We start from the raw sequence: 15629 nt of genomic DNA, 5'->3' as shown, positions 1-15629 counted from the left end.
TGTCCTTCTCTTCCTTCGCTATCTGCGGCGCCGGGATCTAGCGCAGGAGCAGGTTGGGCTGGAGCAGGTACTTGTACGAGTCCGCGCCTGCCTGATCCTTGGACGTCTGGCTCGTGATGAGCACAGGGCCCGGCTTGTTGGGGTTCTCGGTCTTGGTGAACGAGATGCGCACGAATTCCGAGTGCACCGCACCGAGACCATCGAGCAGGAACTGCGGCTTCAATGAAACCACCGTCTCCTGGCCAGTGAGAAGAGCGTCGATGCTCTCGGATGCTTGCGCCTGCTCGGACCCGATCGCTTCCAGCGTCAGCCCGTCGGCGGTGAAGGTGTAGCGGAGCGCGGCCTCGCGCTCGAGGACGAGGGCGACGCGCCGGGTCGCCTCGATGAGCTCTGCGGTGTTCATCACCGCGTAGTTGTCCACCTGCTCCGGGAAGAGGCGGCGCACGGGCGGGAAGTTGCCCTTGATCAGCAGCGACGTGACGGTCTTCCTGTCCGCCGTGAACGCGATCAGCTCGCGGTCGTCGCGGTTGGTGATCGAGATGGACACGGTGCCGCTGTGCCCGAACGTCTTGCCGATCTCGGTCAGTGTCCGCGCCGGGACGAGGGCCGTGACCGGCTCGCCCGCAGTGGTGCCGTTGTCCCAGTCGATCTCGCGGACGGCAACCCGGTAACGGTCGGTGGCGACGAGGCCCAGGGTGTTGTCTCCGACTTCGAGCTGCACGCCCGTGATCACGGGAGTCACGTCGTCGCGGGAGGCGGCGACGCCCACCTGCGCGACGGCTTCGGCGAATTCCTCCGCAGGCACGAGGCCGGCCTCGCCGCCGACCTGCGGGATGCTCGGGTATTCCTCGACGGGCATGGACAGCAGGGTGAAGTTGGCCGAACCGGCCCGGACCACGATCTTCGAGTCCTCTGTCGAGAACTGCACGGGGGCGTTCGGGAGCTTCGACGCGATCTCGGCGAGGAGGCGGCCGGAGACCAGGACACGTCCGGGCTCCTCGACCTCCGCGGAGATCTCGGTCTGGGCTGACACCTCGTAGTCGAAGGACGACAGCTGGAGTCCGTTGTCCGTCGTCTCGATGAGGACACCGCTCAGGATGGGCAGAGTCGTCCGCTGCGGCAGGAGCTTCACCGCGAAGGAGACAGCCTCGCTGAACACATCCCGATTGGCTTGGAACTTCACGAAGTCACCTCTGTCGGCTTGACGGTCACGGACGTCACAAATCCTAGCGCCTGGGTTGTGACGGGGAAGCGGTCGCCCCCTGAGCCCTTGAGGTTGTCGTCTGCCCTCATTGAAAAGAGTTAAGGAGTAATCGTGTTAACCGCTGTGGAAAATGTGGATAACTCTGTTGAGGCCGCGCGATCACTGGGAACTACACCACGGTGACTTGTTGATGACCTGAGGAATCCGGGTGTTCACAACGATCGGCCGCGATGTGACCGAGCGGTCCCTTTGCACAGCATGCGGATCGCCGTCCCCATTAAACGTGTGGTTCTCCGGAGGCTCTCCACAAGTTATCCACAAGTGTTAATAACGCACTGTCCCCACTCTGGGGATGGATATGTGGATAAGTTCTGCGCTACAAGGGCGCGTCGCTACTTGCCGTAGCGGTGGTTCTGCTTGATCCGGCTCGTGAGCTCGGTGACCTGGTTGTAGATCGAGCGGCGCTCCTTCATGAGCTCGCTGATCTTCTTGTTCGCGTACATGACGGTGGTGTGGTCACGCCCGCCGAACAGCTGGCCGATCTTGGGCAGGGACAGATTCGTCAGCTCACGACACAGGTACATGGCGATCTGGCGTGCCGTGGCGACCGCCTGCGACCGGCTGGAGCCGTAGAGGTCGTCGACGGTGAGCTTGAAGTACTCGGCCGTGTTGGTGATGATGTCGGTCGGCGCGATCACGTTGTCGTCGTCGAGCGTGATCAGATCCTTGAGGACGGTCTGCACCAGGGGCATGTCGACCGGGGTTCGGTTGAGGCTCGCGAATGCGGTGACGCGGATCAGCGTCCCCTCCAGCTCGCGGATGTTGCTCGACACCTTCGACGCCATGAACTCGAGGATGTCGTCCGGCACCTGGATCTTCTCGCTCTGCGCCTTCTTGCGGAGGATCGCGATGCGCGTCTCGAGGTCGGGCACCTGGACGTCGGTGATCAGACCCCACTCGAAGCGGGAGCGCATCCGGTCTTCGAACCCGGTGAGGTGCTTGGGCGGCAGATCGGAGGTGATGACCACCTGCTTGTTGTGGTCGTGGAGGGTGTTGAAGGTGTGGAAGAACGCCTCCTGCGTCTCGACCGCCCTCTGCAGGAACTGGATGTCGTCGATCAGCAGGATGTCGATGTTGCGGTACCGCGCCTGGAAGGACGAGCCGCGGTTGTTCGCGATGGAGTTGATGAAGTCGTTGGTGAACTCCTCGGACGACACGTATCGGACGCGGATGCCCGGGTACAGGCTCATCGCGTAATGACCGATGGCGTGGAGGAGGTGGGTCTTGCCGAGACCGGAGTCGCCGTAGATGAAGAGCGGGTTGTACGCCTTGGCCGGCGCCTCGGCCACGGCCACCGCGGCCGCGTGGGCGAACCGGTTGGACTGGCCGATGACGAAGTTGTCGAAGCTGTACTTGGCGTTCAGCCGGGTGTCGCCGCCGCGTGGGGGCGCCGTGATCTCCGTCGGCGTCGACACCACCTGAGCGGGTTGCTCGACATACGCGGCGGCGGACTCCATCTCCGGCGCAGGGCCGGCCATGGTGTCCTGCTGGATCTCCGGGTTGACGACGATTGCGAAGGTGTTGACCTCGAGGGTGTCGTCGAGAGAACCGATCGCGTGAAGGAGGGGAACGCGGCTGCGCTGCTCGATCATCCCGCGGGTGAACTCGTTGGGCACCTCCAGGTAGAAGGTGCCGGCCATGATGCCCTTGGGCTCGACCAGGCTGAGGAACCCGTACAGCTGCGGGGTGATCCGGTCGTCGGTCTCGAGCTTCCCGAGCACGTCCTGCCATGCCGCAGCTATGGACTCTTCGCCGCCTGCCATTGTTCCCCGTCTTCGTCTGTGTTGCGGATGCCGTCAGCCCGACGAGGGGACGAGTCGACCCCCGGTGACTCTCGTCGGGTTGGCGGCTTCGGATGCCGCCGGTGGGTATTCACAGAGTTATCCACCGCTGTGTGAGCAATACCGTAGCGATCTCCGGCCAGAATTGGCATGGCCTGGGGATAACTTTCGACCTCACGGTAACTTGTCCACAGAAGGCCGATCAAATCCGATCGGCGGCATACGACGGCGCGTCGGGCATCGGTTCCCTGCCAATCCCGTGCATAATCAATGGATTTGACTCGATCGGTTTGACCTCATCCGGTCCGAGGCCGTAGTTTTAATCAGTTGACTTGCGGCCATTTCGGCTGCCCTGTAACTTTCCTGGCCTCCCCGTGCTGGCCCTTTCTCTCAGCACAGGCCTGTGAAGAGACCACCACGGAGATAGATATGAGCAAGAGAACTTTCCAGCCGAACAACCGCAAGCGCGCGAAGACCCACGGCTTCCGCCTCCGCATGCGCACCCGTGCGGGTCGCGCCATCCTCTCCGCTCGCCGCCGCAAGGGCCGCGAGAAGCTCTCGGCGTAACCGCTTCCGGTGCTCGCGAAAGCCAATCGCATCACGCGGGGGGCGGACTACCGGGCGACCGTACGACGCGGTGCGCGCTTCACAGGAGCGTCCACCGTCACGTACATCCGCTCGAATCCGGACTCCGATGTGGTGCGATTCGGCTTTATCGTGAGCAAGACGGTCGGCAATGCGGTGATGCGGAACCGGATCCGTCGGCGGCTCAAGGCGGCTGCGTACGATCTGCTCCCGCGGTACACATCGAATCCGGGCGATCCTGCCGGAGTCGACGTGGTCGTGCGCGCATTGCCAGCCTCCGTTCAAGCGCCGTGGGCTAGCCTGCACGAAGAGCTCTCACGGGCCTCGTCCCGTTTCACCAGCCGCAGTCATCTCAGTAAGGGCAGCGTCCGTTCATGAACACCGCGCTCGCAGCAGTGCTCCTCGCACCGCGCAATGCCGCGGTGCTGGTGCTGCGCGCGTACCGCGCCGTGATCTCCCCTCTCTACGGCGATGTCTGCCGCTACTACCCCTCGTGCTCGGCCTACGCGCTGCAGGCCATCCAGCTGCACGGCGTGGTGGTGGGCTCGTTCCTCGGCATCCGGCGCATCGCCCGGTGCCACCCGTGGGCGGCCGGCGGGGTCGACGACGTCCCCCCGGCGAAGAAGCCGCGGTATCGGGTGACCCCATTCGGATTCGTCGTGGCCACCAGCCACGGCAGCGTCATCAGTCAGCGAAGGGCCTAGCAACAACTCATGGACATCATCGGTACCATCCTCTGGCCCATCAAATGGGTCGTGGAGCTGATCCTCGTCGCCTTCCACTGGCTGTTTACGCAGATGGGTCTCGACCCGGCGGCGGGCATCACCTGGGTGCTGGCGATCGTCGGTCTGACGGTCGTCGTTCGTGCCGCCCTGATCCCGATCTTCGTGCGTCAGATCAAGAACCAGCGACGGATGCTGGAGATCGCGCCGCAGCTGAAGAAGATCCAGGACAAGTACAAGGGCAAGAAGGATCAGTTCTCTCGCGAGGCCATGTCGCGAGAGACGATGGACCTCTACAAGAAGACCGGCACGAACCCGCTGAGCTCGTGCCTGCCGCTGCTGCTGCAGATGCCCGTGTTCTTCTCCCTGTTCCAGGTGCTGAACGGAGCTCAGAGCGGCCACGCCGGCGTGGGTCCGCTGAACGAGACGCTCGCGCAGCAGTTCGGAAACGCCACGCTGTTCGGCGTCGCGCCCCTCCACCAGAGCTTCCAGGGCGCGATGAACGCCCACCCGCCGCAGGTCGCCGTGATGGTCATAGCAGCCGTTATGGTCGTGCTGATGACGGGCTCGCAGTTCCTGACGCAGCTGCAGATCGTCTCCAAGAACATGTCGCCGGAGACCAAGGCGAGCCCGCAGTTCAAGCAGCAGCGCATCCTGCTGTACCTGCTCCCGTTCGTCTTCCTCTTCTCCGGCTTCGCCTTCCCGCTCGGTGTCATGTTCTACTGGCTGACCTCGAACCTCTGGACCATGGGCCAGCAGTTCCTCGTCATCCGCAACATGCCGACCCCGGGCTCGGATGCGGCGAAGGCGCGCGAGGCACGCCTGGCGAAGAAGGGCAAGCTCGTTCAGGAGGACGGCGCCACGGTGCTGACCGTCGAGGAGCAGCCGAAGAAGCAGCAGCCGCAGCGCGTGCAGCCGGTGAGCAAGGCGCGCGCGAAGAAGCAGGCCGGAAAGTAGTTAGGATCTTCAACCGATGACCGACGTGCAGACCTCCTCCCCCGAGCCCGCCGACCTCACCGACGTGGCTGCGGACGACACCGCCGTGGCGGCCGAGACGGCCGAACCGACCGCTGCCGATCTCGATCGCGAAGGCGACATCGCTGCCGACTACATCGAGGAACTGCTCGACATCGCCGACATCGACGGTGACATCGACATCGACACCCGCAATGGGCGTGCCTACATCTCCGTGAACACGGATGACGACGCATCGAATCTTTCTCTGTTGGCGAATGCCGACACGGTCGCCGCACTGCAGGAGCTGACTCGCCTCGCCGTGCAGAACCAGACCGGCGGGTACTCCCGACTCATCCTGGACATCGCGGGATCCCGCGATGCTCGCCAGGCCGAGCTGGCCCGATTGGTCGACCGCGCGATCGAGCGTCTCGACGAGGGCGCGGCCGAGGCCGCTCTCCCGCCGATGTCCTCCTACGAGCGCAAGCTTGTTCATGACGTGGTGTCGGAGCGTGGCTACGTCTCGACCTCGCGGGGCGAGGGTCGCGATCGTTACACGGTCATCACGGCGAGCTAGTTTCACGTGAAACTGTGAGCGACGTCGAGCAGGAACCGGAGGCGGCGGCCGCCCTCTTCGGTGACCGTATTGAACTCGCGCGTCGATTCACTCAGAACCTCGCGGACCAGGGTGAAGAGCGCGGACTTATCGGTCCGCTCGAGCTCCCCCGCTTGTGGTCTCGGCACATCCTGAATTGCGCCATCGTTGCTCCCCTCCTCCGACCTGGGCGAGTGGGTGATGTCGGCAGCGGAGCCGGCCTTCCCGGGCTCGTCCTCGCGATCGCACGACCCGACGTGTCGTTCGTTCTGATCGAGCCGATGGAGCGCCGGATTGCGTGGCTCAACGAGCAAGTCACCGAACTGGGCCTTGAGAACGTGACAGTGCTGCGGGCCCGGGCGGAGGACGTGCGCATCGACGCGCCTCTGGATCAGGTGACGGCGCGCGCGGTCAGTGCCTTCCGCAAGCTCCTCCCCCTGACGGCTCCCCTGCTCCGGGACGGCGGTGAGCTCGTTCTGATGAAGGGCGCGGGCGCGCCAGCCGAGGTCGAGGCGGCGGCCAAGGAAATCAGGAAGTACAAGGTGAGCGATATCGAGGTTCTGACCCTCGGCGAGGGCGTTCTGGCGGAAGTCACCCGGGTCATACGCGCTCGCGTCCGCTGACGCACTCCGTCCAATGCGGCTGAGGATCGCTCTGTGGCATCCGAAGCGCGTGCTTCCGTTGTCTGAGAGCCATCGTGCGCCTCGCTCCGCCTCCTCGGACGCTCCGGTTTTGCACGATGTGGTGTCGGATGGGGCTGATTCCGAGCCCTGGATCGCTCCATGTGACCTCGGGCTTCGCATGTGGTGGGTCACGGGCCATCACGGGTATCACGACTATCGCGGGGTGGATGGTCTGAATGGAGATCAGGGCTCGTTGGTCGGGATTGACCCGAGAACCCGTGTCGCGGTTGTGACAGGCTGTGGTCTGTCGGTATCGACCGAGCACCTTCGGCCAAGGGGTCATCAACGAAGTTGGAGTCACGCACCGCGGTCTCTCTCCGGTAGGTACGAGATCACGGCGGCAGGCCTTGACGAGATGATCATCGGTGCGGGCGTGACTCGCGCCGGGTGACCAAGCTCGGCGTGGTCCATTCGATTGGTCGTCCGGCCCTCGGGTTCAAGACAGTGGGATGTCGATCCGTCGTCTCGCGATGGCGTGTGTGAACCGAGTTCCCGCCGCTCTCATGCTGGGCGTATGGATGCGTTCCCCCTCCCCTATCCGGTGTCGTCTGGTTCTCCGCATCGCTGACGTCGAGACGCTGAGATTCGGTGTTGTGAGCCCGTGGTCCGATCAGAGGGAAGAGCATTGAGGGTGAATCAACGGGGCGCGGCGCGCGCGCACTGCGAGACTGCCGTGCTGGTTGGGCTCTGGGGGGGCCGTTGAAGCGGGCATCCACGAGGGGGTGCCGCCGCTGGCCGGCCTCACGATGGACAAGGTTTCACGTGAAACTATCGCATCGATCGGCGTCGAACGTAGACGCTGCAACATCTGCTCACTGAGGGCGCGGCGAACTATGGGACTGCCGGCTCGAGTCCTGCACTAGGCATCGGACACTTTCTGCTTTCGCATGGTGCCGAAGCGCTGTATCGGAACCGGAAGGTCTGTAGGGCCCGTTCATGCGACGGACTCGCGCGACAAACAGGGCCCCGACAGAGGCGACTCGTCAGGCGTACCGATCGTCGCGCCCGGAATGGTGCCGCACAATGTGGTCCTGTTTCACGTGAAACGTCGGGTTCGCGGTTCGCCCGCGTCTCCCCCGGGTTTGCCCGCCCAGGACCCGGTGGCCGTCAGGTGGTGCGGTCTGCACGCAGATGTGGAGCGACCGCTGCATTTGGCAATCGACCGGGATGTGCGCGAGCATGGTGCACCGCAGGATCCCCGCTCCGGAATTCCGATCCCGGAGGCGTTCGGGCAGTGTTTCACGTGAAACGGTCTCCATGTGGAGGGTCCGCGTGCACTCTGCTCCTCGCTGGGGCCACCTCCACGGTTGCGCGCCGGCGTCTGTCGGAGGTCGGTTGGGGCTCACGTTGGTGCGGCACCATGAGTTCTCCCCGTCACTAGGCACGGGTGCCATCGGGCGGACCCACGAATCAGACGTTCGCGATTGACGTTTTGGCTCGCGAGCCCGATCCTGCAACATCGGGCTCTGCCGCCCCCGCGGATGAGTCGTGCGGACCGAGCGGTTCGGGACAACAGAGAGCCGATTCCGTACGACATGCGATGGCGGTAGCGGTCTGGCGGCGATAGAGCTGCCATGCGGCGTACCGATACTGGGCGCTGGGCCGGCGGACGCGTCCGGAAGCGTGGGTGGCCTCACGGACGGACGTGGTGTCGGGCCGAGCGAAGTACTGAAGCTGCAGAAGTCGTCTTGATCGGATCGGACCGGGCCGTATCACCTCCCGCGGTAAACGGCTGGCCGCACGTCCTGGGTTTCACGTGAAACGTCCGCCGCCGATCCTGGATGCGCGATCGGTCGCTCGGACCGCTCCCCTGCCGGTTGACGTGAGGCAGAGCCTCGTTCCCGGAGACGCTTCCGGGGTGCGCAGATCAGGACGAACCTCTTGGCGCACCGCCCGGCCGTACGTGCTGGGTTTCACGTGGGACGTCGGCGTCCGGCGCTGGAAGACGCGATCCGTCGGTCGCGCCCGCTTCCTGCCGGTTGGAGTCCGGGGAGCGCTGCACCTGCAGAGCGGATTGCAGCGACCCGTCTCAGGGCGCACCGCTGGGTCGTACGTGCTGGGTTGCACGTGAAGCGTCGGCGTCCGGCGCTGGAAGACGCGGTCGGTCGGGTCCGCTCCCGGCCGGTTCGAGTCCAGGAGCGCTGCACCTGCAGACGTCGTTGCTGAGCGGATTGCAGCGACCCGTCTCAGGGCGCACCGCTGGGTCGTACGTGCTGGGTTTCACGTGAAACGTCGGCGTGCGGCGCTGGAAGACGCGATCCGCGGGTGGGGCTCTCTCCCCTGCTGGTTGGAGTCCGGGGAGTTCTTCACCTGTAGACGTCGTTGCTGAGCGGATTGCAGCGACCCGTCTCAGGGCGCACCGCTGGGTCGTACGAGCTGGGTTTCACGTGAAACGTCGGCGTGCGGCGCTGGAACACGCGATCCGCGGGTGGGGCCCTCTCCCCTGCTGGTTGGAGTCCGGGGAGTGCTGCACTTGCAGACGTCGTCGCGGTCGGATTGCACCGACCCGTTTCAGGGCGCACCGCTGGCTCGTACGTCCTGGGTTTCACGTGAAACGGAGACCCCCGGCCTCCCAGACGCAGCCGGTCGGTCCGCTCCCCGTGCCGGTCTAGGTGCAGCGGCGTGCTGCACCTGCAGGCGTCGTGGCGGATCGGATTTCACCGACCCGCCTCCGGGCACAGCGCCGAGCCGTACGCGGTCAGTTTCACGTGAAACGTCGGCCTTGTGCCGAGAATACGCAACCGGTGGCCCTGTCCGCTCTGCTGCGGGTTGCGATCCGATGGAGTGCTGCACCTGCAGACGCCGTTGCTGAGCGTATCGCTGTGAATCTGTGGCCCTGGCCACACGGCCGGCCGCGTACGTCCGCGTACCCTACCCTTGCGCGGAACGACGGCCTGTAGTCCCGAACACCAACAATGCTCGGGTGCTCCCCGACCTGTGCCCTGCGGCTGGATCAGGCGGGGTCCCCTCCCTTGTCATACCGCCGGTCCGCGTGCCTTGGCTTCACGTGAAGTCGGCCCAGAGTGCCGTGTGCACGTTTGTGCCATGAAGGGCTTCGGCATGACAACGTCGCGTCAGGGGCGAGGCCGCGACGACCACCGTTTCACGTGAATCGGCGGCCTGGAGGACCGAGCCTGCGGTGATCCTCGGGGTCGCACTTCTCCACAGGTTGCGCGGCGCGCGGTAAGCGTCGGACATCCGAGTTAGAGTTGTTCACGGGTGCGCTGAGGGTGTGCCGACGGCCAGCCGAAAGCCGGTGCGGAGCACCACAAAGCGACGAGGTTTCACGTGAAACAACCCCATCAGGATGAACACGGCGGAGTAGGTGAGATCGACAGCGTGACGGATGCCGACACGACGGATGACAGCTTCGACGCGGGCACACCGCTGGCGCAGGAGATTCAAGAACTGGCCCGCCGTCGCCAGGTGATCGCATCCACTACGCTCCCCCTTCCTTCGCAGACGCGGATCTTCACGATCTCCAATCAGAAGGGTGGCGTCGGGAAGACGACCACCGTGGTCAACCTCAGCGCGGCGCTCGCCAAGTCGGGAGCGCGGGTGCTCGTGATCGACCTCGACCCGCAGGGCAACGCGTCGACCGCTTTGAGTGTCGAGCATCGCGAGGGCACTCCTAGCGTCTACGACGTGGTGGTGAATGACCGCGAGCTCGACGAAGTGATTCAGAAGAGCCCGGAGTTCGACGGGCTCTTCGTGGTCCCGGCTACCATCGATCTCGCCGGTGCCGAGATCGAGCTGGTCTCCATGGTGGCGCGCGAACAGCGACTGTCGCGCGCCCTCAGCCGCTTCCTCGACGAGTACGACATCGACTACGTGCTCATCGACTGCCCGCCGTCGCTCGGGCTCCTCACGATCAACGCGTTCGTCGCCGCGAGCGAGGTCCTCATTCCGATCCAGTGCGAGTACTACGCCCTCGAAGGCCTGAGTCAGCTGCTGAAGAACATCCAGCTGATCGAACGGCACCTGAACCCCAAGCTCCAGGTCTCCACGATCCTGCTCACGATGTACGACTCCCGCACGAACCTCGCCCATCAGGTCGCCGCGGATGTTCGCGAGCACTTCCCCAACGAAGTGCTCGACACGATCATCCCTCGCTCGGTCCGGATCTCCGAAGCGCCGAGCTACGGACAGAGCGTCATCAGCTACGACACCAACTCCAGTGGCTCGCTCTCCTACATGGAGGCGGCCGCCGAGATCGCACGAAGAGGAGTACCCCGCTAATGGCAGCGAAGCGCACCGGACTGGGCCGAGGAATCGGCGCCCTCATCCCGACCAGCGATCAGTCCGCTCGTCCCGTCGACGTCTTCTTCCCCGACAGCAATGCGGGAGCGGCGACGGCGCGCTCGGCCGTGGCACTCGCCGAGCGAGAGGACGATCTGGTCGCGGTTCCGGGAGCTCGGCTCGCCAGCCTCTCCCCCGCCGACATCGTGCCGAACCGCGTCCAGCCGCGCACCGAGTTCGACCGCGACGCCCTCGACGAGCTGATCGCGAGCATCCGCGAGGTGGGCGTGCTCCAGCCGGTCGTCGTGCGCCCCCTTCCCGACGAGCCGGGCCGCTACGAACTGATCATGGGGGAGCGCCGTCTGCGCGCCACAAAGGAACTCGGGCTGGACACGATCCCCGCGGTCGTGAAGGACACGGCAGACGAGGACATGCTGCGCGACGCGCTGCTGGAGAACCTCCACCGGAGCCAGCTCAACCCACTGGAGGAGGCTTCCGCTTACCAGCAGCTCCTCGCCGACTTCGGCATCACTCAGGAGGAGCTCGCCACCAGGATCGGACGGTCGCGTCCGCAGATCACCAATACCATCCGGCTCCTCAAGCTGCCGGCGTCGGTGCAGGCCAGGGTGGCTGCAGGTGTGCTGAGCGCAGGACACGCGCGGGCGATCCTGTCGCTCGGCGACGACCAGGAGGCGATGATCCGCCTCGCCGACAAGATCGTCAACGAAGACCTCTCCGTGCGCGCTGCCGAGGCCGCGGCGAGCAAGACGCCGAAGCCCCCGCGCACCAAGGCGACAGCGGGCCGGCACCGAGGTCATCTCGATGAAATTGCTGGTCAGCTTGGAGATCGGCTGAATACACGGGTCAAGATCTCTCTCGGCGCACGCAAGGGCCAGATCGTGGTGGACTTCGCCACCATTCAGGATCTCAACCGGATCCTCGACGAGCTCGGACAGCCCAGCTACAGCTGACCGTCCCCGTCAGGCGTCGGCGATGGCCGCGACGGCCAATGCCGCGTAGACGTCTGCGGGCTCGCGGCCGGAGGCGGTGATCGCCTGCGGCATGATGGACGTCTCGGTGAGTCCGGGCAGCACGTTCGCCTCCAGGAACCACGGAGTTCCTGCATCGTCGACGATCAGGTCGATGCGGGAGAGATGCCGCAGGCCCAGCGCTTCGTGGGCCGTGCGGGCGGCGTCCTCAACCGCCGTCGACACCAGCTCATCGAGGCGCGCGGGAACATAGAACCGGGTCTCCCCCGCGTTGTACCGGGCGTCGAAGGAGTACACGCCGTCCACGGGTTCGATCTCGACAGCGGGAAGCGCCTGAGGGCCGTCGCCGACATCCACCACCGCGACCGAGACCTCGACGCCGTCCACCTTGCGTTCGATGAGCGCGACGTCGCCGTACGTGTACGCATCGACCATGGCGCGAGGAAGCTCGTCGGCGGTGGTCACGATGGTGACACCCTGAGCGGATCCGCCCTGGGCGGGCTTCACGACCAGCGGGAGGCCCAGTCCGTCGAGGACGGTGGCCAGCACGCTGCTCGCACCGAGCTCGCGGAAGGTCTCCTGCGGCAGGGTCACCGAATCCGGGGTCGCGACACCCGCCCGCGACACGATCGTCTTGGCGGTCGGCTTCGACCAGGCGAGCCGGGATGCGTCTGCGCGCGACCCGACGAACGGCACCCCGGTGATCTCCAGCAGGCCACGCAGCGCTCCGTCTTCGCCGCTGGCGCCGTGCAGTGCCGGCCAGACGACATCCGGTGCCGACTCTTCGAGGAAGGCGAGCAGCGAGGCGTCGGGGTCGCGTACCGTCACCGCGTGGCCTAGGGCGTTCAAGCCGTCTGCCACCCTCCGACCGGTGCGCAGGGAGACGTCGCGCTCGTGCGAGATCCCACCGGCGAGAACGACGACATTCAGTGCTTCTTTTTCGGCCATGATCAGGTCTTTCTCTAGCGCAGATCGGTGGGAGGGTTCGCGCTCGTCCTGCTCCGGCGCTGGGAGGCGTCCAACGGGCCGGTGCCGGCGAAGGTGTCGAGCAGATCCTGCTCCCCGCCGATGACGTTCGCGAGGCGGCGCACGCCCACCCGGATGTTCTCGGGAGTCGGGTAGCAGAACGACAGCCGGATGTTCTGGGCGCCTGAACCGTCGGCGTAGAACGCGGTTCCCGGTGTGTACGCAACGAGCTCGGTCACGGCACGCGGGAGCATCGCCTTCGAGTCGAGATGCGGAGGGAGAGTGACCCAGACGTAGAACCCGCCGGCGGGATCGGTCCAGCTGAGCTCGGGCAGGTGCTCGTTCAACGCCGAGATCATGGCTTCCTTGCGCTCCCGGTACACGCCGCGGAAGGTGTCGATCTGCGCCCGCCAGTCGGCATCCTGCAGGTACTCGGAGATGACCAGCTGACTGAACGAGCTCGGGCTGAGGATCGCCGCCTCGTTGGCGAGGATGAGCTTCTCGCGGATGGCGTGCGGCGCCAACGCCCAGCCCACACGGAATCCGGGGGCGAGTGTCTTGGAGAATGTTCCGAGGTAGACGACGCCGTCCTTCTCCACCGAACGCATGGCCGCGGGCGGCTTCTCGTCGAAGTACAGGAGCCCGTACGGGTTGTCCTCCAGCACGAGGATGTCGTTCTCCCGAGCGATCTCGAGGATCTCGAGCCGCCGCTCCCAGGTCGACGTCACGCCGGCGGGGTTATGGAACGTCGGGACCGTGTAGAGGAACTTCACACGACGCCCGGCCGCCTTCAGCCGCGCGATGTGCTCGCGCAGCGCCTCGGGGACGAGGCCGTGCGCATCCATCGGCACATGATCGACCTCGGCCTGGTACGACTTGAAGATGACCATCGCGGTCACATAGCTCGGACCCTCGGCGAGCACGACGTCGCCCGGATCGATGAAGAGCTTGCTGAACAGCTCCAGCGCGTGCTGCGAACCGGTGGTGATGACCACGTCGTCGGCGCTTCCGCTGATGCCTTCGAGCGCCATGACGTCGAGGATCTGCTCACGGAGGGCCGGAACGCCCTGTCCCGAGCCGTACTGGAGGGCGACAGCTCCCTGCTCACGCATGACGCGGTCCATCGCGCCGACCACCAGGTCCTGCGGCAGGGCGGAGACGAACGGCATGCCGCCGGCCAGCGAGACCACCTCGGGGCGGCTGGCGACGGCGAACAGGGCTCGGACCTCACTGGCGGCGAGGCCGCTCGTACGCTGTGCGTAGTGGTGATACCACGGGTCCAGATTGTTGCCCCGCTGAGGCGGGGTGCCGTGTTCGATCACGTGTGAGTTCCGTTTCTCTGCCGTTGAGCCATGCTATGGGGGCGACGCACCGCGAAGAAAATCGGTGCGCTCACGGGTACGAAAAAGACCCGCCCGGCGGGTGAGCGCCGGACGGGTCTGAAGAGGACGGGTCGCGCTACGCGAGGTAGGCGGCCAGGTCGGCCTCGAGGGCGGGCTTCGGCTTCGCGCCGATGACGGTCTTGACGACCTCGCCACCCTGGTAGACCTTCATCGCGGGGATGGAGGTGATCTGGTACTTCGCAGCGGTCTGCGGGTTCTCGTCGACGTTGAGCTTGACGATCTCGATCTTGTCGGCGTGCTCGGAGGCGATCTGGTCGAGGATGGGGCCGACGGCGCGACACGGGCCGCACCACTCAGCCCAGAAGTCCACCAGAATGGTCTTCTCGCTGTTGAGGACGTCCTGCTCGAAGCTGGCGTCCGTGACCGAACGTGCTGCTGACATTTTCTTGTATCTCCTTATGCGGTGGTCGTGAGTTCGAGATCGCCCGACGCGCCATCCGCTGCGCTGTCGAGCAAGTTCTGGGGAAGCGTCGTCAGGTAGTGCTCCGCGTCGAGCGCGGCCACCGTTCCGGACGCGGCGGCGGTGACCGCCTGGCGGTAGGTCGGGTCGATGACGTCGCCCGCGGCGAAAACCCCGGGCAGGTTGGTCTTCGAGCTCCGCCCGTCGACCGCGATCGTACCCTCGGCGGTCAGGTCCAGCTGACCGTGCACCAGGTGGACGCGGGGGTCGTTGCCGATCGCGATGAACAGGCCGTGCAGCTGCAGCTCGCTCTCCTCGCCGGTGACGAGGTTGCGGAGCTTCACATCCTGCACCTGCTCGTCGCCGCCGATGCCGACGACCTCGGTGTTCCAGATGAACTCGATCTTGTCGTTGGCGAACGCGCGCTCCTGCATGATCTTGGAGGCACGCAGGGAGTCGCGGCGGTGGATGATGTAGACCTTGTCGGCGAAGCGGGTGAGGAAGGTGGCCTCCTCCATCGCCGAGTCGCCGCCGCCGACGACCGCGATCGTGCGCTGACGGAAGAAGAAGCCGTCGCAGGTGGCGCACCAGGAGACGCCGTGGCCGGAGAGGCGCTCTTCGTCCTCCAGGCCGAGCTTGCGGTACGCGGAGCCCGTCGCGAAGATCACGGCGAGAGCCTCGTGAACGGCGCCGGAGCCGAGCGTGACGCGCTTGACCTCGCCGGTCAGGTCGACGGAGACGACGTCGTCGAGGACGATCTCGGTTCCGAACTTCTCGGCCTGCGCCTGCATCTTGAACATGAGGTCAGGGCCCATCACGGCCTCCGGGAAGCCCGGGAAGTTCTCGACCTCAGTGGTGTTCATCAGCTCGCCGCCGGCCTCGACAGAGGAGGCGATCAGCAGCGGCTTCAGGTTGGCGCGGGCCGCGTAGATGGCCGCGGTGTAACCGGCAGGGCCGGAACCGATGATGATGATCTGCCGCACGGCGGAACTCCTTGACCTGATCGCGACACCTTCGTCTGGAGGCGTCGACCTGTAGAACACATCCT

14 protein-coding genes are annotated in these 15629 nt (G+C 65.5%); 8 read left to right on the top strand and 6 right to left on the bottom strand.

Going from position 1 to position 15629, the window contains the following annotated elements; genetic code table 11:
* Window positions 1-37: 37 nt before the first annotated feature.
* Window positions 38-1183: a DNA polymerase III subunit beta gene (gene dnaN, locus BJ963_RS14645; RefSeq protein ID WP_089916038.1), complete on the bottom strand. Its 1146-nt coding sequence runs from the start codon at window positions 1181-1183 to the stop codon at window positions 38-40.
* Between the two features lie 413 nt (window positions 1184-1596).
* The gene (gene dnaA / locus BJ963_RS14640; RefSeq protein WP_089916042.1) at window positions 1597-3027 is read right to left on the bottom strand and encodes a chromosomal replication initiator protein DnaA; all 1431 of its coding nucleotides are present in this window, start codon (window positions 3025-3027) and stop codon (window positions 1597-1599) included.
* Between the two features lie 447 nt (window positions 3028-3474).
* On the opposite strand from dnaA, the gene rpmH reads away from it, so the two are divergent.
* The 8 genes from rpmH to BJ963_RS14600 all read left to right on the top strand — a co-directional run bounded on the left by rpmH (window position 3475) and on the right by BJ963_RS14600 (window position 11794).
* Complete coding sequence (gene rpmH, locus BJ963_RS14635; RefSeq protein ID WP_018189031.1) at window positions 3475-3612, top strand: 50S ribosomal protein L34; 138 nt, start codon at window positions 3475-3477, stop codon at window positions 3610-3612.
* A 9-nt stretch (window positions 3613-3621) separates the two neighbouring features.
* Entirely contained in the window at window positions 3622-4008 is a 387-nt protein-coding gene (gene rnpA / locus BJ963_RS14630) for a ribonuclease P protein component (protein ID WP_179457324.1), read from the top strand.
* The gene (yidD, locus tag BJ963_RS14625) at window positions 4005-4334 is read left to right on the top strand and encodes a membrane protein insertion efficiency factor YidD (protein WP_179457323.1); all 330 of its coding nucleotides are present in this window, start codon (window positions 4005-4007) and stop codon (window positions 4332-4334) included. Before rnpA ends, yidD begins: the two co-directional genes overlap by 4 nt.
* A 9-nt stretch (window positions 4335-4343) precedes the next feature.
* Window positions 4344-5309: a membrane protein insertase YidC gene (gene yidC / locus BJ963_RS14620; RefSeq protein ID WP_089916051.1), complete on the top strand. Its 966-nt coding sequence runs from the start codon at window positions 4344-4346 to the stop codon at window positions 5307-5309.
* Between the two features lie 16 nt (window positions 5310-5325).
* The gene (locus tag BJ963_RS14615) at window positions 5326-5883 is read left to right on the top strand and encodes a Jag family protein (protein ID WP_089916054.1); all 558 of its coding nucleotides are present in this window, start codon (window positions 5326-5328) and stop codon (window positions 5881-5883) included.
* Between the two features lie 14 nt (window positions 5884-5897).
* Window positions 5898-6524 (top strand): 16S rRNA (guanine(527)-N(7))-methyltransferase RsmG, encoded by a 627-nt coding sequence (gene rsmG, locus BJ963_RS14610; RefSeq protein WP_089916056.1) that lies wholly within the window; start codon window positions 5898-5900, stop codon window positions 6522-6524.
* Window positions 6525-9923: 3399 nt separating this feature from the next.
* Window positions 9924-10823, top strand: a complete 900-nt coding sequence (locus BJ963_RS14605; protein WP_269457899.1) for a ParA family protein — start codon at window positions 9924-9926, stop codon at window positions 10821-10823.
* Window positions 10823-11794 carry a ParB/RepB/Spo0J family partition protein gene (locus BJ963_RS14600; protein WP_179457322.1) on the top strand — a complete coding sequence of 324 codons (972 nt, stop codon included), beginning with the start codon at window positions 10823-10825 and terminating at the stop codon, window positions 11792-11794. Before BJ963_RS14605 ends, BJ963_RS14600 begins: the two co-directional genes overlap by 1 nt.
* A 9-nt stretch (window positions 11795-11803) precedes the next feature.
* On the opposite strand, the gene BJ963_RS14595 is transcribed toward BJ963_RS14600, so the two are convergent.
* The 4 genes from BJ963_RS14595 to trxB form a co-directional block, all read right to left on the bottom strand.
* Window positions 11804-12760, bottom strand: coding sequence for a D-alanine--D-alanine ligase family protein (locus BJ963_RS14595; protein ID WP_179457321.1), 957 nt, complete (start codon window positions 12758-12760; stop codon window positions 11804-11806).
* 14 nt (window positions 12761-12774) lie between these two features.
* The gene (locus tag BJ963_RS14590) at window positions 12775-14100 is read right to left on the bottom strand and encodes an aminotransferase-like domain-containing protein (RefSeq protein ID WP_089916068.1); all 1326 of its coding nucleotides are present in this window, start codon (window positions 14098-14100) and stop codon (window positions 12775-12777) included.
* Window positions 14101-14236: 136 nt separating this feature from the next.
* Window positions 14237-14563 (bottom strand): thioredoxin, encoded by a 327-nt coding sequence (gene trxA, locus BJ963_RS14585; RefSeq protein WP_089916071.1) that lies wholly within the window; start codon window positions 14561-14563, stop codon window positions 14237-14239.
* A 14-nt stretch (window positions 14564-14577) separates the two neighbouring features.
* On the bottom strand, window positions 14578-15564 hold the full coding sequence (gene trxB / locus BJ963_RS14580) for a thioredoxin-disulfide reductase (RefSeq protein ID WP_089916073.1): 987 nt from the start codon (window positions 15562-15564) through the stop codon (window positions 14578-14580).
* Window positions 15565-15629: the final 65 nt, after the last annotated feature.

The sequence above is a fragment of the Leifsonia soli genome (assembly GCF_013408745.1).
Classification (GTDB): domain Bacteria; phylum Actinomycetota; class Actinomycetes; order Actinomycetales; family Microbacteriaceae; genus Leifsonia; species Leifsonia soli.
This window is presented reverse-complemented; position numbering and strand designations above follow the sequence as displayed.

Coding starts and splice junctions, on each gene's coding strand:
- dnaA (WP_089916042.1), bottom strand. CDS start 3,027: ATGGCAGGCGGCGAAGAGTCCATAGCTGCGGCATGGCAGGACGTGCTC.
- rpmH (WP_018189031.1), top strand. CDS start 3,475: ATGAGCAAGAGAACTTTCCAGCCGAACAACCGCAAGCGCGCGAAGACC.
- yidD (WP_179457323.1), top strand. CDS start 4,005: ATGAACACCGCGCTCGCAGCAGTGCTCCTCGCACCGCGCAATGCCGCG.
- yidC (WP_089916051.1), top strand. CDS start 4,344: ATGGACATCATCGGTACCATCCTCTGGCCCATCAAATGGGTCGTGGAG.
- BJ963_RS14615 (WP_089916054.1), top strand. CDS start 5,326: ATGACCGACGTGCAGACCTCCTCCCCCGAGCCCGCCGACCTCACCGAC.
- BJ963_RS14600 (WP_179457322.1), top strand. CDS start 10,823: ATGGCAGCGAAGCGCACCGGACTGGGCCGAGGAATCGGCGCCCTCATC.
- BJ963_RS14595 (WP_179457321.1), bottom strand. CDS start 12,760: ATGGCCGAAAAAGAAGCACTGAATGTCGTCGTTCTCGCCGGTGGGATC.
- trxA (WP_089916071.1), bottom strand. CDS start 14,563: ATGTCAGCAGCACGTTCGGTCACGGACGCCAGCTTCGAGCAGGACGTC.